Here is an 18200-nt window from a genome sequence, read left to right on the forward strand (position 1 = left end):
TTGGTGGGCAATAACCCCACCAATTAGATAGCAAGCTAACTATCTACAATTACCGCCATGAGCTCCGACAACACCCCACGATCAATGTCCCGCTCCGCCCGCGAGACGGCGCTGCTGCGCATCGGCGCCAGCCTGCCCATCCTGGAGCGCGCCTACCGCGCCACGGCCAATCAGGCGGTGGCGCATGTGGGTGTGTCCCAGACCATGGCCTGGCCGCTGGTGATGATCGGCCGTCAAGGCGATGGGCTGCGGCCGGGCGCGCTGGCGGATCTGTTGGGGATCGAGGGCCCGTCCCTCACCCGGACGCTGGATCAACTGGTCGAGGCCGGCTTCATCGAGCGCCGCGAAGACCCGGCCGATCGGCGCGCCAAGACGCTGCACCTCACCGGCACCGGCGTCGCCGCCTGCGAGCAGATCGAGGCCACCCTGCGCGATCTGCGCAACGAGGTCTACGCCGGCATTGCCGACGCGGACCTGGAAGCCTGCCTGCGCGTGTTCACCGCGCTGCAGCAGCGCCTGGGCTGTCCGCAACCCATCGTGCCGCCGAGGCGCAAGTGAGCCGGGCCGCGCTCATCGACCGCCGCGCCCGCTGTCACCCATGACCTCCCCCGCCCTGTCCCCACCCGCATCAGCGCCGCTCGCCGGCGAGGGCCCGGTCTCGCGTCGGCCGTCGCTGCTCGCCGGCATTCCGTGGCCGACGCTGCCGGCGTTCCTGACTCCGGGCTTCAGCCGTGCGGAATGGCTGTTCTCGGTCAAGGCGTTCGCGGCGGCCATGCTGGCCGTCTTTCTGGCCAGTTGGGCCGGTCAACCGCGGCCGTTCTGGGCGCTGATGACGGCCTATGTGGTGGCTCATCCGCTCGCCGGTGCGGTGCGGTCGAAGGGCCTGTTCCGCTTCATCGGCACGCTGGTGGGCAGTGTGGCGGCGGTGCTGCTGGTGCCGCGCTTCGCGAATGCGCCGGAGTTGCTCAGCCTGGCGCTGGCCCTCTGGGTGGCCGGCTGCTTGAGCCTGTCCTTGCTGGACCGCACGCCGCGGGCCTATGCCTTCATGCTGGCCGGGTACACCGCGGCGCTGATCGGGTTTCCGTCGGTCGACACGCCGCTGCAGATCTTTGACACCGCCATCGCACGGGTCGAGGAAATCGGCCTGGGCATTCTCTCGGCCACCCTGGTCCACAGCCTGGTGTGGCCGAACAGCCTCGCCGGGTCGGTGCTGGGGCTGCTGGACCGGACGCTGGGCGACACCCGCAGCTGGCTGAGCGACATCGCCGCCCGACGAGACGGCGGGGCCGACCGCCGCCGCGTGGCCGGTGACATCACCCAGCTTCGCCTGCTGTCGATCCACATTCCGTTCGACACCAGCCACCTGCGCTGGACCGCCGACGCGGTGCATGCGATGCAAGACCGCATTGCGGCCCTGACACCGCTGCTGGCCGGCGTGGAGGATCGACTGCAGACCATCGAAGCGCATGAGGGCCATCTGCCGGCGGAGGTGGTGGCCGTGCTGGCGCGGCTCGGACCCTGGCTGGCCCTGCCGCCCGCCGAGGCCGCCGCCGCCATGCCCGCGTTGCGCGCCGACCTGGCCCGGTGGACCGGCGACGCGGAGGCGACCGCCAGGTCCGTCGCCTCCGATGCATCCGATGCATCCGATGCATCCGTTCCATCCCTTGCATTCGACGCATCCGATGCGCTCGACCCGCCTGTTGCGCCCGAGGCCTCGCATCTGAACCGCGCGGCCTGGTCGCGCCTGCTGCGCACCGCCCTGGCGGAACGGCTGGACCTGTTGCTGGACGGCTGGCTGCACTGCGTGCAGCTGCGCGCCGACATCGACCTGGGCCTGAGCGGCGCACCGATGCCCTCGCGTCCCGCGCCCGCGCTCAGCGGCCCCAAGCTGCACCGGGACACCGGCATGGCGCTGTGGTCCGGCGCCGCGGCGCTGACCGCGATCCTGGTTTGCTGCGCCTTCTGGATCCTGACCGGCTGGCCCATGGGATCGGCCGCCGCGATGATGGCGGCGATCTTCTGCTGCTTCTTCGCGGCGATGGATGACCCGGTCCCGGCGATCAACGGCTTCCTCAAATGGACCGTGCTGTCGATGCCGGTCGGCGCGCTCTATGTGCTGGTGCTGTTGCCGCTGGTGCAGGACATGTGGACGCTGATGGCGGTCTGCGCGCCGGTGTTCCTGCTCGTCGGCGCCTATGTGGGCCGACCGGCGACGCTGGGGTCGGCGCTGCCGTTCCTGTTCGGGGTGATCGGCACGCTGGCCATGCACGACACCTCGCAGGCCGACCTGCCCTCCTTCCTGAACTCGATGCTGGGCCAGTTGGCCGGCGTGTTCGTGGCGGCGCGGGTGACGCGGCTGATGCGTTCGGTGGGCGCGGACTGGAGCGCGCGTCGCATCCAGCGCACCACCTGGCGAGAACTCGAAGCACTCGCCCGCCTGCCCCGCTCCGCCGGCCGCAGTCAGGCCTACCTGCTGCGCATGCTGGATCGCATTTCGCTGCTGGCGCCACGTGTGGCGCAATCCGGCGGGTCCATTCCCGGCGTGCCCACTGACGACGCGCTGCAGGACCTGCGTCTGGGCGCCGACCTGGTTGCGCTGCAGGCCGTCCGCCACCAATTGCCGTCGGTCCCGGTACAGCCCGTGCTCGACACCCTGTCGGCCTGGCTGCGCAGCCGCATCGACGGCCAGATCGATCCCGCCCCGCCCGCGTTGCTTGAACGCGTGGATGCGGCGCTGGGCCGGCTGGTCGCGTCCGCGTCAACCGAAGTGCCGATGTCGGCGAGCGTCAGCGCCGCCGTCAGCGCGCTGCTGGGATTGCGTCGCACGTTGTTCCCCTCGGCACCGGCACCGACGTCTGTGCTGGACGCGGATTCGGCGGCGGATTCGGATTCGGTTTCGGAGGTGGATCCGCACGCATTCGAATTGGCGGCTGGCGGCGGCGATGCGCCTGTCCCCGCCCCCGATCACGCCACGACAGAGCGGCGCGTCGACATCGCCGACAAGGTCGAGGCGGACGCCGATCTCGCCGTCATCGCGAGCGCGGACCCTAGCGCCGAGACAGACCTTACCGACCGGGCCGGTCCCACCGCAGGCGCTGACCATGCCGCCATCGATCAGATGGGCACTCGCAGCGCAGCGGAGGAAGAGGCGGTCATGGATGCCGACGCGGACGTCGATGCTGAGCTCGACGCCGACGCCGATGCCGATGCCGACAGCAGCATCGAACCCGGGCCGGGCGTTGCGGCCGCATTCACCCAACGGGCCGACCTGACGGCCGCGCCGGTGACCACCCACCCGCCGTCGCGCATCGAGCCCGCATCGACAACGTCTCCGATGCCCACCAACAAGGAGCCCCGGACATGACCGGCGCAGTGGATTTCTTCGGGCTGTACCTGCCCTGGCTGATGCCCCTGGCCGGCGCTGCGCTGCTGGCGCTGGGTCTGGTCCGTCGAGTGTTGGCATGGGGCGGCGCTTATCGCTGGATCTGGCATCCGGCGCTGTTCGACCTGGCGCTGTACGTGCTGCTGCTGTGGGGCATGAGCGCGCTGTCGATGCGGGTGCTGCATCCGGGTTGACGCGGATGCCGAGCCCAAGCACCAGCAGCCGACTCAAAACGGCGCCCACTTCTGATCACCCGACGCCTTCGACAGCGCCGACCGACGCCCACCGGCACCGACCGACGCCTTCGAATTCGATCTTCCGGAACTGATGACATGACCTCCTCCGCTTCCCCCTTTGCCTGGCGCCGTGCGGTGTCCGTCCTGGTGACCCTGCTGGCCGTGGCGGCCGCCCTGTGGGCCGGCCTGCGGCTGTGGGACCGCTATGAACTGCAGCCCTGGACCCGCGATGGCCGGGTGCGGGCCAATGTCGTGCAGATCGCGCCGGACGTCTCGGGCCTGGTGACCTCGGTGCCGGTGATGGACAACCAGTCGGTCGCCGCCGGGGCCTTGCTGTTCGAAGTGGACCGCGCCCGCTACGCGCTGACGTTGCGCCAGGCGCAGGCCCAGTTGAACGCACAAAAGGTGGTGCTGGCGCAGGCGCTTCGGGAGTCCGACCGCAACCGCGACCTCGGCAGCCTGGTCTCTCAGGAGGTCCGCGAGCAGACCCGCAGCCGCGCCGAACAGGCCCGCGCGGCGGTGGCCCAGGCCGAGGTCGCCGTGGACGCGGCTCAGCTCAATCTGGCGCGGGCCGAGGTCCGTGCGCCGTCCGCCGGCACCATCACCAACTTCGACCTGCGCCAAGGCGCCTACGCCACTGCCGGTCATCCCGTGCTGGCGCTGGTGGATGGCCAGTCGCTGTATGTGGAAGGCTACTTCGAAGAGACCAAGCTGCCTCGCATCCATGTCGGCGATCCGGTGGAGATCCGGCCGATGGGCGCCAGCCATCCGTTGACGGGTCGGGTCGAGAGCTTCTCCGCCGGCATTGCGGACCGGGACCGCAGCACCAGCGCCAATCTGCTGCCCAGCGTGAACCCCAGCTTCAACTGGGTGCGGCTGCCGCAACGGGTGCCGGTGCGCGTCAAGCTCGATCCGCTGCCCGCGGGCGAGCGACTGGTGGCGGGACAGACCGTGACGGTGCAGGTCCTGCCGCCGGCCGGCACCCCCTCCGATGCGCCAACCGCAGCCACCAACCATGCCGCGGCGGCCTCGAGCGCATCGACCGTCTCGACCTCATCCGCTGCGACTGCCGCCGCATCGGCATCGACATCGGCATCGGCATCGAGGGCCGGGCGCGAAGCCGCCGTTCCTCCGGTTCACTCTTCCGCCATTGCGGCCACCGCAGTCACCGCGACCACCTCGGCCACTGCGGTCAAGTCTTCGGACAGGTCCACGGCGGCCACCCAGACTCAGCGGAGTTGAAACCATGGCACCGCGCTTCCTGCCCTCGTCCTTGAGATCGACCGACATGACCGCCACAGCGGCGCCGTCGACCTCCGCCCTCCCATTCGCCGTCCCTGGCGGCGTCCGGCTGAGCCGACGCACCGAGCCCCGATCCCCGCAGTGGCTCTGGTCGATGCTCACGGCCGCGCTTGTGCTGGCCGGATGCGCCACCGCGCCAAAGGGGCCGGACTACCAGGTTCCCGCAGCGGCGGCGGCGCTCAAGCCGCGCGCTTCTGAAGGTTTTGTCGAACAGCAACGCGCCGCCGATGAAGGCCCACGCGCCGACCGCCCGGCACCGTTCGATGCCACGCCCCTGCCCGCGCATTGGTGGCGGCTGTTCCAGGACGCGAGACTGGACGCACTGGTCGAGAAGGCCCTGGCCCACAACACTGACCTGCGCCAGGCTGCCGCCAACCTGGAGCGGGTGCAGGCGATGGAGTCCGAGGTGATGGGGGGCGACAAGCCGACGATCGGCATCAATGGCGGGCCGAGCTATGGCCATCCGTCCGGTCTGTCGATGTTGAAGAAGGACTTCGTGCCGCCAGACACCTACCGCTACAGCGCCGGGGTGAGCCTGTCCTACCAACTGGATCTGTTCGGGCAGATTCGCCGGGCGATCGAGTCTTCGCATGCCAGCACCGAGGCCGCGGCAGCGGCGTTGGACCTGGTGAAGGTCAACGTGGCCGCTGGCACCGCCCGCGCGTATGCGGAGGCCTGCGCCACCGGTCAGCGGCTGGAGACGGCGCGGCAATCTCTGGCGCTTCAGCAAGAAGCGATGACCTTGACCGAGCGGTTGCAGCGGGCCGGTCGTGTCGGCGAAATGGACGCGGCCCGCGCACGCAGCCAGTGGCAGCAATTGCAGGCCGCCCTGCCGCCGCTGCTGGCTCAGCGCCAGTCGGCGCTCTACCGGCTGGCCACGCTCACCGGCGATCTGCCGGAGGACTTTCCGCACGACCTCGCCGAATGCCATGTGGCACCGCATGTCGCCGGCACGCTGCCGGTGGGGGACGGTGCGGCGCTGCTGCGCCGACGGCCCGACATCCGCCAAGCCGAGCGAGAGCTGCACGCAGCGACCGCGCGCATCGGCGTGGCCATTGCGGATCGCTATCCGAAGATCTCGCTGGGCCTGTCGGCGGGATCGGCCGGCACGATGGCCGGCTTGGGCCGCAGCGACACCTTGAGCTGGAGCCTGGGGCCGTTGATCTCCTGGACCTTGCCCAACAACGGCGTGGCCGATGCCCGCATCGCGCAGGCCGAGGCCTCGACCCGCCAGGTGGCGGCACGCTTCGACGGCGTGGTGCTGACCGCCTTGCGTGAAACCGAGACCGCGCTCAACCAGTACGCCCGCGAGCTGGACCGCCGCGACGCGTTGAAGGCCTCGCGCGATTCCGCCGCCGTGGTGGCCGCGCAGGCCCGTCGTCTCTATCAAGGGGGCAAGGTCGGCTACCTCGACGCGCTGGATGCGGAACGCGCGCTGGCCACCAGCGATGCGGCACTGGCCGCCTCGGAGGCCACGCTGGTCGATGAACAGGTGCAGCTCTTCCTGGCGCTGGGCGGAGGCTGGGAGTCCTGAGGAGACATCGAGATACAAACCCGAGGGAACGCACGAGAACCGGCTCGGCGCGGGGTGGCACGAACGGCGGAGTGACACGGGAAGTCCGGGTCAACGTGTTCGTGCGCTCCGTCCAAGACCCCACGAATCTTCGTTGACGTCCGCAAGACATTCAATTCCGCTGATGAGGTCGGCGATCACGTCGTCTTCAATGTCAACAGCAACCGCGTCATCACCATCATTCACTACCAAGCCAGACGCATCTATGTGAGGCATGTGCTCACGCATCGGGACTATGAAAAGTGGACCAAGGAGCAACGGCGATCATGAAAAAGCCATCCATCGACTGGGACAACGTCACGCTAGGTTGGACCATGATTCAGAGCGAACTGGGGCGACTCTCTTTCGCCATGACCGAGTCCAGCGCCCGGCGCAACCATGAACTGATCGGCCTCCTGCTCGAAGCCCCCCCTCGTCGCAGACTACGGCGTTGCTGGACTGCCTGTCGGATTGGATGGAGGCCTACGAGCAATTGCGGGTGCCCATGCCCGCCCACTCGCCCGCACAGGCGCTGAAGTTGCTGATGAGCGCCAATGGCTTGCGTCAGACGGATCTGGCGGTGGAACTCGGTGGCCAGCCGGTGGTCAGCGCCGTGCTGCGGGGCAAGCGCAAGATCAACGCCCAGCAGGCGCTTCGATTGGCAAAACGGTTCAATGTCTCGGCGATGTTGTTCCTGTCTGACGCGGGGACGTCGTCCGTCACACCGACCTCACAGCGTCAATACCCGGCGTGATTCAGGTCTGATTCAAGCCTGCCGCTGAGCATGAAAAAAACGGCTCCGAAAGGAGCCGTTGAACTTGCAGGAGCCGGTCCCGTCGGTCAGGGATAGCTGATCGACAGCCGGTAGCTTTGCGTGGTGCTCGAGCCGCTGTACGCCTGCACCTTGATGTAGACGGTCGTGGCGGTGGCGCCATTCTGGTAGGTCAAGGATTCGCTGCTGGTCGCACCTTCGGAACGCGCCAAGCCGGCACCGGTGCTGGAGACGACATAGAGGTCGTAGTCCACGCCGCTGGCGGTCGGGCCGGTCATGTCCACGCGCAGGCGCTGGTTGGCCGCCAGGGCCACCTTGAAGTAGTCCTTGTCAGTGGCGGTGCTCAGGTAACCGGCGATGGCGGTGCGGCTGCCGACGGCATTGGCGGTGGCCACCGTGTTGTTGGGCTCCACCTCGTCACCCGCATTGACCGGATTGCTGACGGTGAAGCTCACCGGGGTCGAGGTGGTGGCATTGCCCGCCGCATCGAAGGCCTTGGCTGCCAGGGTGTGGCTGCCGTTGGCCAGCAGGGTCGAATTGACCGCCAGGGTGTAGGGCGCGGTGCTGACCGTGTCCTTGAGCACGCCGTCCAGCCAGAACTCCACACGGGTCACGCCGACGTTGTCCGCCGCTGCTGCCGTGAAGGTGATGGTGCCGGTGCTGCCGGACACGGTGGCGCTGACGGTGGGCGGCGTGGTGTCGCCACCGGCAACGCCCTGGTTCACCCAGATCGGCGCGGACCACAGCACCTTGCCGTCGTCCTGCGTGACCTTCGCATAGTAGAAATGCTTGCCGTTGGACGGCGTGATGGTGGCGGTGGGGCTGGTGGTGGTGAGGGTGACCGTGCCGTTGCGACCGGGCACGCCTTCCCAGATCTCGGTCGACACCACGGTGCGGCCGGCCGGGCTGTAGAAGCCCACGTTCATCGACAGCGCACCGCTGTTGTCGAAGCGCTCACCCATGATCTTGCCGTTGGCGCTGAAGATCAGCTGCGACTGCTTGTCCATGGTGGCGAAGACACGGCGCGCCTTCAGCGCATCGACCAGGCTGGCCTTGCTCAGCGCCGTGCCGGTGGGGATCAGCACCGCGGTCCGGTTGGTGTAGCTGGCGCCCCAGTTGGCGCAGTGGTTGTCCTGGTTGGTGGCGGGCGCGACGTGGAAGCCGCGTTCCAGCAGCTTCTTCCAGGCGCCTTCGTAGGAGCTGCGCGAGGTCTCCGTCTCTGTCGTGTTGGAGGAGAAGGCCGAGGTGTTCATCACTTCGGACAGCACCATCACCTCGTCGCCATCGGCGCTGTAGGCCATGTCGGTGCCGTTGATGATGAACTGGCCGGAGTCGTCGGGATGGTTGAACTGCCCGATCAGGCCCTGGGCGCGCATCACCGAGTACAGCGTCGCATAGTCGCTCTTGGCGGTGTAGCGGTCACCGAACAGCTCGTTGCTGGCGTTGTATTCCCACGAGAACAGCTCATTGCTGTTGAAGATGTTGAGGTGACCGCCGTTGTTGATCACGCCCCACTCCATGCCATAGAGCGCCAGGAAGCCGGGGTTGGCGGCGGTGACGTCGGCGGCAATGGTCAGGCCGCGTTGATAGCGTGCCTTCGCTGCGGTCGCACTGCCGGCGGTGTTGGTGCTGGAAGAGCCGTCGAAATAGTGGTTGTGGTCGGTGTTGGCAAAGAAGTCCAGGCCGACGTTCTTGGCATAGGGGAAGGCGGCGTCCGGACCGTAGGCGCCGGTCTGCGCCGGCTGCGACGAGCTGCAGCTGCCGATGGCGCCACCACCGTCGGAATCATTGGTCTGACCGTGGAAGCTGCCGTAGTAGATGGTGTAGGGCCAACTGCCGGTGCCCACCGCGGCCGACTGCGCACGCACGCGCTGTTCGGCTTCGCCGACGGCATGCGTGGCCAGCGGACGCAAGCTGCCCATCGTGATCTTCGCGGGCTTGCCGATGGCGAAGTTCCAGCTCTGGGTCACCGGGCCATGGCCGCCGCCGGCCTGGGCGATCTCATCGAACTGGGCCTCGGTGCTGGCCGTCTTCAACTCGGTGCCGGCTGCGGCGCTCACCGCCGTCAGCGTGGCGGTGTAGACCCCATCGGACAGGCCGCTGTCGCCACGACCGGCCCAGTCCAGGGCGACGGTCTTGACATCGCCCGCATACCGCTCCACGCCGCTCCAACGCTTGACGACCGAGCCCCCGGCACCGCGCAACTCCACCCGATAGGCGAGCAGCGTGCCGGCAGGCGCGCCGACATAGTCCAGGCGGACGGTGAAGGTGCGCGCACCGCTGGCATCGGCCACGCTGAACGGGACGTCCAGCGCCGCGTCGAACTCATGGTGGTCCGGGTATTTGGCCGTCGGGTCGGCCGACAGCGCGGTGGCGCGGTCCTCGGTCGCGACGGCGGCTTGGGTCTTGTTGTCCACGGTCATGCCGCCGCCGCAGGCGGACAGGGCCAGAACCAGGACACTCAAGCCGGAGACGCGCAGCGCGACGCCGGTCTTCACGGAAAGCATGGCGCGGTAAGTGCTCATGGGGAAGGCTCGCTTGGCGCGCTGCGCGCGCCGGTGGGTGGCTGGGGGACGGCGCCGGTGGTCCGGGCCCCGTCCCTGGAGAGGACGACGGTCGGTCGATCAGGCGTCCTGGCGACGGCGACGCGCCGCCACGCCGACCAGGCCCAGACCGGCCAGCATCAGCGCGATCGAAGCGGGTTCCGGAACCGCGCTGGCGACGATCTCGGTGCCAGACAGGGTGACCATGTCGTAGCGGATGGTGCCGCCCGAGGCGTAGTTGCCGCTGGTGCCCAGGTAGCTGCTCAAGCCCGGCGCGAACATGCTCACCAGGCGGATGGCGAAGGACTCGTTGTTGGCCGCGCCGGTCACCGACGAGAAGTCGTAGCTCAGGCCCTTCACGAAGCTGCCGTCGGTCGTCATGTGGAAGGTGGTGGCCTGGGACCAGTTCTCACCGTCCACGGTGTAGAGCAGCGCGGTCCAGGCGGAGGCGGTCGAGCTGTTGCGCTGGTCGAAGCTCAGCACCAGATGCTCATAGCCGCTGGTGTCGATGCCGTACTGCACGCCCCGGGTCATGTTGCCGGTGGTCGCGCCGCCGTAGGTGGTGGTGTTCATCGCCTGGCCGGCGTTGGGATCGGACGAGCCGGACTGGCTGACGAAGGTGGTGGTCACGCCGCCCAGGGTCGAGAAACTGGCACCGTTCTGGCTCACGCTGTGCTTGGTGCTGCCCTTGTTGTAGTCCCACTGCGCCACCACGGTCGCATTGGCGGACAAGGCGATGAAAGCGGCCGCAGCCAGCAGAAGAGGTTTGAAGTTCATGGGGGTCCCTGGAATTGACAACATGGCTCTTAGCAGCCACTGGTGTTTGCGCAAACGTTTTCAGCAACACTTCTTGCCGAATCTGTGAACTTGTGGGCTTGACTTCCGCCCGGTAAAGGAAAGCGTGCGAAGCGTAGGCGCGCTTCATGACAGCCCGGTTGCGGGGAAGCCCGAAGTTGGGGATCCCCTCCCCCCGCGTTCGCGGGGCGGGTTTGCCCGCAGTTGCACGGCGCCGGTGCGGCTGAGAAGGCGCTCGCCCGTCGACGGTGCGGGCGCACCAGGGCGGACCTGGGCGGACCAGCGGCCGTGCTTGCGCAGAAACCGTCGCCGCGTCGACACAGGCTTTCGCATGAGCTTGCTCGCAGCGCTTCGTTTCCGCATTCAGCACGACTGCTCAAGCTGCCGGGTTTCGTCGTTGTCATGCACGCTGGATGCGCAGGATGACTCAGCGCCGCCGGCCGGCACGGGCACTGCACCGCAGGCATGCCGTGGTCTTCATCAGCTTCTCAATCGCCTACTGCTTTATGAATCGATCGATCCCCGTCTCCGCTTCTACAGGTCTGACTCGCCCGTCGTTCACACGCCACTCGGTGGCGCTGGCAGCGGCCGGTGTCGCCGCGCTTGGCATCGGCGCTGCCCTGCCCGCTCGGGCTCAAGCCACCGAAGGCGCTGCCGCCGCCCCGTCGGAACTCAAGCAGGTGGTCGTGACCGGCACCCGCCGCGCCGACCGCACCCTGGCCGAATCCGAATCCCCGGTGGACGTGATCAGCGCCCGGGATCTGCAACGCACCGGCACCACCGAGCTGGCAACGGCGCTGGCGCAGTTGCTGCCCTCGCTGAACTTTCCGCGCCCGTCGCTGACGGACGCCTCCGATGCGGTCCGTCCTGCGCAGTTGCGTGGCCTGTCGCCCGACCAGACCCTGGTGCTGATCGACGGCAAGCGCCGCCACACCACGGCGGTCGTCAACATCAACGGCACCCAGGGTCGTGGCTCCGCGCCGGTGGACCTGAATGCGATCCCGCTGGCGGCGATCGAACGGATCGAAGTGCTGCGTGACGGGGCCGCGGCGCAGTACGGCTCGGATGCCATCGCGGGGGTGATCAACATCGTCCTGAAGAAAGGCGCACGCGGCGGCCTCATCGGCCTGGAAGCGGGGCAGACCGACGCCGGCGATGGCGGCCGCGGCTCCGCCTCCGCGAGCGTGGGCCTGGCGCTGGGCGAAAGCGGCTGGGCCAGGCTGGCGCTGGAAACCCGGCATCAGCAGCGCACCAACCGCGCGGGTGTCGACACCCGCGACGCCGCCACCGAGCCGCGCCTGGGGCAGGTGAACAACCGGCTGGGTGATCCGGACAGCACCCAGCAATCGGCGGTGATCAATGCGGCGCTGGACCTCGGCCGCGAGACGCAGGCGTATGCGATCGGCACCTTCAGCCATCGGGACACCACCTCGGCCGCGTTCTGGCGCACGCTGGCCACGGCCACGGCCAACAACGTCGCCACGCTGTATCCGCAGGGCTTCCTGCCGCTGGAAGAGACCACCAGCACCGACCTGGGCCTGATCCTGGGCGCGCGGGGTAATCTGAGCGATTGGCGTTGGGACGTCAGCCTGAACCATGGCCGCAACCGGTTCGACATCGATGTCGCCAACACGGCCAACTATTCGCTGGGAGCGGCCAGCCCCACGCGGTTTGATGCCGGTCGGCTGACCAATCAGCAGACCTTGGTGAATGCCGACCTCTCGCGCGAAATCGACGTCGGCCTGTTCTCGCCGCTGACGCTGTCCCTGGGCGCGGAACTGCGCCGCGAGCGCTATGGCATCGATGCGGGCGAAACGCTGTCCTACCAGAGCGGCGGCGCCTCGGGCTTTCCGGGCTTCCAGCCCAGCAACGCGGGCAGCCATTCGCGCCGCAATGTCGCGATCTATGCCGGCGCGGAGGCGGAACTGGCGCGCGGATTCAGCGCCTCGGCGGCGCTTCGCGGCGAGCATTACAGCGACTTCGGCAATGCGACCTCGGCCAAGCTGTCGGGCCGCTATGTGTTCACGCCCGCGGTCGCGCTGCGGGGCACGGTGTCGACCGGCTTCCGTGCGCCCTCGTTGGCGCAACAGTATTTCGCCACCACCTCCACCAATCTGATCAACGGCGCGCTGATCGAAGCCGGCACCTTCCCGGTCGAATCCGCGGCCGCTGCGGCGCTGGGCGCCCGGCCGCTGAAGGCGGAGAAGTCGCGCAACGTGAGCATCGGCCTGCTGCTGCAGCCGACCCAGAACTGGCAAACCACGGTCGACGTCTATCAGATCGACATCGACGACCGGGTGCTGCTCTCCGCCAACCTGAGCCTGCCCGCGGCGTTGCGCGCGCAGCTTGCCGCGCAGGGCGTGCTGGTCAGTGCGGGCCGCTACTTCACCAATGCGCTGGACACCCGCACCCGCGGCGTCGACCTGGTGAGCACCCTGCAGCAGGATTGGGGCGCCCTCGGACGCGGCAACTACACGCTGGCCTACAACCACACCAAGAACTCGATCCGGGGCGTTGCCGACGACCCGGCCCTGCTGACCGCCAACGGCCTGGCGCTGATCGATCGCGTGTCCATCGCGCGGGCCACGGTCGGCTCACCCAAGGACAAACTGGTGCTCAGCGCCGACCATCGCTGGGGCGACTGGAACGGCCGGCTCGCCGCCACCCGCTACGGCAGTTTCACCGTGCGGCAAAGCAACGCGGCGAACGACCAGACCTTCGGCGCGGCCTGGGTGCTGGATGTGTCGGCGGGCTGGGAGCGCGGGCCCTGGAATGCGACGGTCGGTGTGGACAACCTGAGCGATCGCTACCCCGACCGCGTCATTGCGGCCAACGCGGTCGGCGGCATCCTGACCTACAGCCAGTTCTCGCCATTCGGCTTCAACGGTCGGCAGTACTACGCGAAGGTCGGCTACCGCTGGTGAGCGTAAGGGGCTCCGCCGGGAGCCGCGACGCGGGCGCCTACGCTGTCAGACAACGCCGCGCCTGCAACCCGGCGCTGTCTGATGGTGACGGTGGCGGTCGGAGGGAACACTGGGTGTTCCGTCACCCCAGGGGCCGCCATGACCGAGATTCGCAAAGGGCAGCAGCCCGCTGAGCTGACCCGAGAGCAATTTCACGAGCGCTTCATGCAGCGCTTCTACGACCCCGCCTTCCGATCGGAAGATGAGGCCCTGAGCCGCCTGGAGGACATTGCCTGGCAGGCGATGAAGGAAGGCCGCAAGGCGCCGGTCACGCGCCCTGCCGGGCAGGGTTTCGCGGACCCGACCTATGAGGTGGCCGTCCAGTGGATGGACACGAGCCAGCGGCTCAAGCAGGCGCAAAAGCGCTGGAGCGATCCGTCGACCCGCTCACGCATCCTGCTCATCAGCGGCGGCGACCGCAATGATGGGACTTGTCCCGGAGAGATGTCCAAGACCTGGCGCCTGACGCAGATGGCGAAAGCGCAGCTCAACGACGCCGACGTGATCGTGGATGTGCTCGACCTGAGCCTGCTGACTTCCGAATATGGCCGCGAGATCCATCCGTGCAAGGGCTGCGTGTCCACCGCGATGCCGCTGTGCCATTGGCCGTGCAGCTGCTATCCCAACCACGCCTTGGGACAGAGCCACGACTGGATGAACGAGATCTACGAGCGCTGGGTGTCGGCGCATGGCGTGATCCTGTTCGCGCCGACCTACTGGTATCAATCGCCCAGCGCCTTGAAGCTGATGATCGATCGGCTGGTCTGCGCGGACGGGGGCAATCCTGATCCGACCACCACGCACGGCAAGAAGGCGGCGGAGGCGAAGGCGATGGAAGCGAAGGGATGGGACTATCCGAAGCATCTGGCGGACCGGGTTTACGGGCTGGTGGTGCATGGCGACGTGGCCGGGATTGAATCCCAACGCCGGAACCTGAGCGACTGGCTGGATTGGATGGGCCTGATCGAAGCGGGGCCGCAGGCGAGGATCGATCGGTATATCGGTTACTACGAGCCGTACTACAACAGCCATGAGACGCTGGATCGGGATGAGGCCATGCAGCAGGAAGTGCGGCAGGTCGCCGATGCGGTGCAGGCAGCGGTCAAGCTGCTGCGGAAGGGGGAGTTGAAGCGGCCGGAGCGGAAGGCGGCGGTGAGGGCGAAGTGATCCGACCCGCTGCGCTTTGGGTCACTTCGGTGCGGTCGCAGGTGGCGCCGAGGTTATCGATCAGATGGTGCGTGGGGTGCGCCCCGCAACGTCGCCCCGCCCCTTGCAAGGTGGTGTCGCCGCCGGACTGCAGCGTCACGCTGGTGCCGCCCTTCACCTCGGTGGCGGTGAAGCTCTTGTCCACGCCGTCGGAGTTGCCCTTGGTCACGCTGCCGCTGGCGGTGAACCCGAACCTGTTGTCCGCGCCCAGTTGGAAGCCCACGCCCACCGAGGCACTGCTGCTCTTGTTGCTGCTGTGCTGCTCGGTGGTGTTGGTGGCCGCCACCAGGTTGAAGGCGTTGTCCGCCCTGATCAGCACCTCCTGACCTGAGAGCGATCCCCCGCGCACGGTGACGTTTGACGCCTGGTCCCCACCGGTGGCGACGAGGCTGAGCTTGTCGCCCGCCAGGATGGAACTGCCTGCGGCTTGGTCCGATGTGTTGGCCTGCTGACTCGTGCTCTGGCTGCTGCCCACCGACACATTGAAGCGAATGCTCTGCTTCTGGGCATCGCTGCTGAGCTGCTCGAAGTTCGCAATCTCCTTCTGGGCCTGCATGGCCTTGGAGATCGCCGTCGCAGCCGCCAGCGCCATCATCCGGTCGTCTTCGGTCTGAGTGACGTGCTCACCCGCCTTCACCGCTTCCATCGCGGTGGACACCCCCGGCACGCTCAGCGACACCGTCCGCCCGCTCTGCTTGAAGCGGGTCTCGGTGTTCTGCGACTGCTGATTTTGTGCCTCGACCACGGCCACGGAATTGGCCTGGATGACCACACCACCGCCTTGCGAAGTGACCTGCGAGCCGACCTGCCGATAGGCATTGCCCGCCACCAACGTCACATCACCCGACACGCTGGCCACCGTCGAACCAGCATTCGTGGCCTCGACGGTCTTCGTGGTCTGCGCCAGCGATTGTTTGCCCACCGAGAAGCCGATGCCGCCGCCACGCCATCGGCCTGACTCATCTGCGAGCGCAGCTGGCGCTGCTCGTTAAAGCCATCTCCCAACCGCTCCTGCGTCGTGACTGGGGCCACCGCAAGCAGCAGCAGCAGGTGGTCGCTAAAGAGCCATTCACGGTACGTGCGCCTCCGCAACCGTTGTCAGGCGGAACTGCATGCGTTGCTAATCCGGCTGCTGACTATCCGGAAAACTACTAGAAATTAATTGCCCCAGCGATTCAGCCTGTTCCGGGTGAAGTGATGAATATTTGGAACAGGCCAGCTGAAGAAATCTCCAAAACTCCACCTCGTTGTAAGTGATCTCATGCTCGAACGTGCCGACTTTTACTGTGCGCTCGCTAAATTCAAAAACTTCCCACGGCTCGGGGAATAGACAATATTCCTCATCCAATACGCAATTCGTCTTTTTTACAAGCTTGGATATACATTGAAAAAAAACGACCCGACTCCGCCAGATAATTAAAATAACCCTTAATCAACCAATCAGTGTCGATACGCGCATCAACATTGGGGAAAATTTTCTGACCCATGTCATTTTGGAAAGAAGTTTGTAATTCGGCCAGTAGAGTGGTTCATCAACACTCCAAAATCAATACCTCCCTCTCCAGAATTATAAACAATCAAACCCGCAGCCCTCACCTCCCCAACTCCTGAAGCGACTGCCTGCTGTCGAACTCTAAGCACGTTCGCATCCGAAAATTTGGCGGAAACATGTACGACCTTCGTTACCTCAGCTTTATACTCAATATCACCATTAGCATCTCGAAGCACATTGCCCGCGCGATCCGCTGCGGACCACTGGTAATCTCTTGCCGTTATGTATTCGATTAAACCTGACCCACTAACCACAATTCCGAGGTCATTATCGATGGCTGTTCTCTCCATTTTCTTGGAGTTTTGGTACCAACTCGACGCTAACCCGGCACCCCTCACTCCTTGGAGGGCGACCACGCGGCCCATTGACCTTCATAAGGCTGCCATACATCAAAATTGTTCATAAATGCCCATGGTGAATCACGGCTTCCTGACGGCGCCATAGGAATCCATTCAGCCGGGATCCAAGGGGAATTGATGATGAATTCATACCCCCAGAACGCCGCGATTTTTGAATATATAACGGCATGCGTTGAAATAAGCTTTTCTGTGAGACCGAATGCCTGCTCTACGTTTCGAACGGAGGCCAGGGGGCCAGCAAGCTGCTCGATGGTGGATTTCATCAGCTCCGGATCTTTTCGCGCAAGGCCAAGGTAAAAGTTAAAATCAACACCATACTTGGACTGCTTGACTTTCAAATCACCTAGCGCCTCTATCGATCTACTTTCAAGTTCAGACCATTGTCCGTTTAGGGCCAACAGTGCTTGAAAGCCATGAAAGGCAGCCTCACGCGGATTATCCCGATCGCCAACGGCATCGTTCAGATAATACGAAATGCGATTCTTTGCATACCATTCAATGAGATCTCGATGATTCGAAAGCAGCGGATAGAGATGTATGTATGCCGGCCACCAAGAGCTAGGGTTGTTTTGCGTCACCATTCGCTGCGCTTTCGCCGCTAGAAAAGCCCAATATCTCATGTTCGGCAGATCGCCATCTTTAAACCATGCGAGCAAGCATTGGGCAGCTGCGGCCGATGCGAATAGGCGGAGGCATCCGTCCCGGGAACCGGTTCCATTTGTCAGATGCGTGATTACGCTATCACTTGGCTCGCGCCCCAGCAAATGCTTCACACCCTGGGTGAAATTTGGCAGATAGTTCATATTAATATCCCTGCCGTTAATCTTATGGCTGCCTTGGCACTTATGGGTTCTTCAAGGAAGCATTACCGGGGTCCAGCCTGTTTACTCACGGCTTTCCGGTCTCTTTATCAATATATGCGAGGTCCTTCACCAATTTATTTGCTGCCAGCGCCTCTTGCATCAGTTATCTTGCGGCCAAATCCGCTGGTAGCTTTTCCATTTCTTTAATAACCCATGCATCAGAAAATTTCATATTGTCGCCTGCAGCTCTTGGATCAAGACGGACTCCGCGATCGCTTAACTGTTTGCTATCAATTACAGCCGCCATCACCACAGTCCATCTTGAAGTTGGTGGCGTTCTTGATCTCGTCACTCGAGGTGGCAATCTGCACCGTGCTCAGCGTCAGGTCACGGCCGGCCTAGATGACCACGCCGCCGTCCGTCCCCTTCCCGTCTTACCCTTACGTGAACTGCGTCGCCTGTAGCGACTCATCCCGCCCGGCCTGCACCACCATTACGCCACCGGCGCTCAAGGTGGCCACTTGGTCGAGGATGGTCGCCTTGGTCGTCACATTGCCGCGCTGCAGCGTGCCGCTGGCGGTGCTGCTCTCCATGACGATGTCCGGTACAGCGGTCAGGCACATGTCGCCGGTTGATACATCCGGCTTGGAGCAGCAACTGAATCGCGACGCGATCCGTCTGGCTGAAGTGCGAGTAGTGACTTCCCATTTTTGCGACACCTTACAAAATGCGCGG

At 65.6% G+C, this 18200-nt stretch carries 16 protein-coding genes and 1 pseudogene; 9 read left to right on the plus strand and 8 right to left on the minus strand.

Annotated features, from left to right (window positions below):
* Nucleotides 1-57: 57 nt before the first annotated feature.
* The 7 genes and pseudogenes from N4261_RS20485 to N4261_RS20510 all read left to right on the plus strand — a co-directional run bounded on the left by N4261_RS20485 (nt 58) and on the right by N4261_RS20510 (nt 7226).
* Nucleotides 58-558 carry a MarR family winged helix-turn-helix transcriptional regulator gene (locus tag N4261_RS20485; protein WP_261757109.1) on the plus strand — a complete coding sequence of 167 codons (501 nt, stop codon included), beginning with the start codon at nt 58-60 and terminating at the stop codon, nt 556-558.
* 142 nt (nt 559-700) lie between these two features.
* A complete protein-coding gene (locus tag N4261_RS20490; RefSeq protein ID WP_435532085.1) occupies nt 701-3364 on the plus strand; it encodes an FUSC family protein in 2664 nt (887 codons plus the stop codon).
* On the plus strand, nt 3361-3576 hold the full coding sequence (locus N4261_RS20495; protein ID WP_261757110.1) for a DUF1656 domain-containing protein: 216 nt from the start codon (nt 3361-3363) through the stop codon (nt 3574-3576). The genes N4261_RS20490 and N4261_RS20495 overlap by 4 nt, the downstream gene beginning before the upstream one ends.
* Before the next feature lie 138 nt (nt 3577-3714).
* A pseudogene (locus N4261_RS20500) lies at nt 3715-4626 on the plus strand (efflux RND transporter periplasmic adaptor subunit); the annotation flags it as partial.
* A gap of 388 nt (nt 4627-5014) precedes the next feature.
* A complete protein-coding gene (locus tag N4261_RS20505) occupies nt 5015-6454 on the plus strand; it encodes an efflux transporter outer membrane subunit (protein WP_261760789.1) in 1440 nt (479 codons plus the stop codon).
* A 126-nt stretch (nt 6455-6580) separates the two neighbouring features.
* Entirely contained in the window at nt 6581-6763 is a 183-nt protein-coding gene (locus tag N4261_RS26170) for a type II toxin-antitoxin system HigB family toxin (RefSeq protein WP_354005415.1), read from the plus strand.
* Between the two features lie 160 nt (nt 6764-6923).
* Complete coding sequence (locus N4261_RS20510; RefSeq protein ID WP_261757111.1) at nt 6924-7226, plus strand: helix-turn-helix domain-containing protein; 303 nt, start codon at nt 6924-6926, stop codon at nt 7224-7226.
* Between the two features lie 86 nt (nt 7227-7312).
* On the opposite strand, the gene N4261_RS20515 is transcribed toward N4261_RS20510, so the two are convergent.
* On the minus strand, nt 7313-9769 hold the full coding sequence (locus N4261_RS20515; RefSeq protein ID WP_261757112.1) for a CehA/McbA family metallohydrolase: 2457 nt from the start codon (nt 9767-9769) through the stop codon (nt 7313-7315).
* A gap of 99 nt (nt 9770-9868) precedes the next feature.
* Nucleotides 9869-10564, minus strand: a complete 696-nt coding sequence (locus N4261_RS20520; RefSeq protein WP_261757113.1) for a PEPxxWA-CTERM sorting domain-containing protein — start codon at nt 10562-10564, stop codon at nt 9869-9871.
* Between the two features lie 590 nt (nt 10565-11154).
* Between N4261_RS20520 and N4261_RS20525 the strand changes: the two genes are divergently transcribed.
* On the plus strand, nt 11155-13506 hold the full coding sequence (locus tag N4261_RS20525) for a TonB-dependent receptor plug domain-containing protein (protein WP_261757114.1): 2352 nt from the start codon (nt 11155-11157) through the stop codon (nt 13504-13506).
* A 138-nt stretch (nt 13507-13644) separates the two neighbouring features.
* Nucleotides 13645-14712, plus strand: coding sequence for a flavodoxin family protein (locus N4261_RS20530; protein WP_261757115.1), 1068 nt, complete (start codon nt 13645-13647; stop codon nt 14710-14712).
* Here the strand turns inward: N4261_RS20530 and N4261_RS20535 are convergent.
* The 6 genes from N4261_RS20535 to N4261_RS20560 all read right to left on the minus strand — a co-directional run bounded on the left by N4261_RS20535 (nt 14648) and on the right by N4261_RS20560 (nt 18058).
* Complete coding sequence (locus N4261_RS20535) at nt 14648-15673, minus strand: hemagglutinin repeat-containing protein (RefSeq protein ID WP_261757116.1); 1026 nt, start codon at nt 15671-15673, stop codon at nt 14648-14650. The two genes, N4261_RS20530 and N4261_RS20535, sit on opposite strands and share 65 nt — an antisense overlap.
* 198 nt (nt 15674-15871) lie before the next feature.
* On the minus strand, nt 15872-16099 hold the full coding sequence (cdiI, locus tag N4261_RS20540; RefSeq protein ID WP_261757117.1) for a ribonuclease toxin immunity protein CdiI: 228 nt from the start codon (nt 16097-16099) through the stop codon (nt 15872-15874).
* A complete protein-coding gene (locus tag N4261_RS20545) occupies nt 16092-16238 on the minus strand; it encodes a hypothetical protein (protein ID WP_261757118.1) in 147 nt (48 codons plus the stop codon). The genes cdiI and N4261_RS20545 overlap by 8 nt, the downstream gene beginning before the upstream one ends.
* 1 nt (nt 16239) lies before the next feature.
* Nucleotides 16240-16593, minus strand: coding sequence for a CdiA family toxin C-terminal domain-containing protein (locus N4261_RS20550; protein ID WP_261757119.1), 354 nt, complete (start codon nt 16591-16593; stop codon nt 16240-16242).
* Between the two features lie 44 nt (nt 16594-16637).
* A complete protein-coding gene (locus tag N4261_RS20555) occupies nt 16638-17465 on the minus strand; it encodes a hypothetical protein (protein WP_261757120.1) in 828 nt (275 codons plus the stop codon).
* 440 nt (nt 17466-17905) lie between these two features.
* The gene (locus N4261_RS20560) at nt 17906-18058 is read right to left on the minus strand and encodes a hypothetical protein (RefSeq protein WP_261757121.1); all 153 of its coding nucleotides are present in this window, start codon (nt 18056-18058) and stop codon (nt 17906-17908) included.
* Between the last annotated feature and the right edge of the window lie 142 nt (nt 18059-18200).

Source organism: Roseateles amylovorans, from assembly GCF_025398155.2.
Taxonomy (GTDB): domain Bacteria; phylum Pseudomonadota; class Gammaproteobacteria; order Burkholderiales; family Burkholderiaceae_C; genus Roseateles; species Roseateles amylovorans.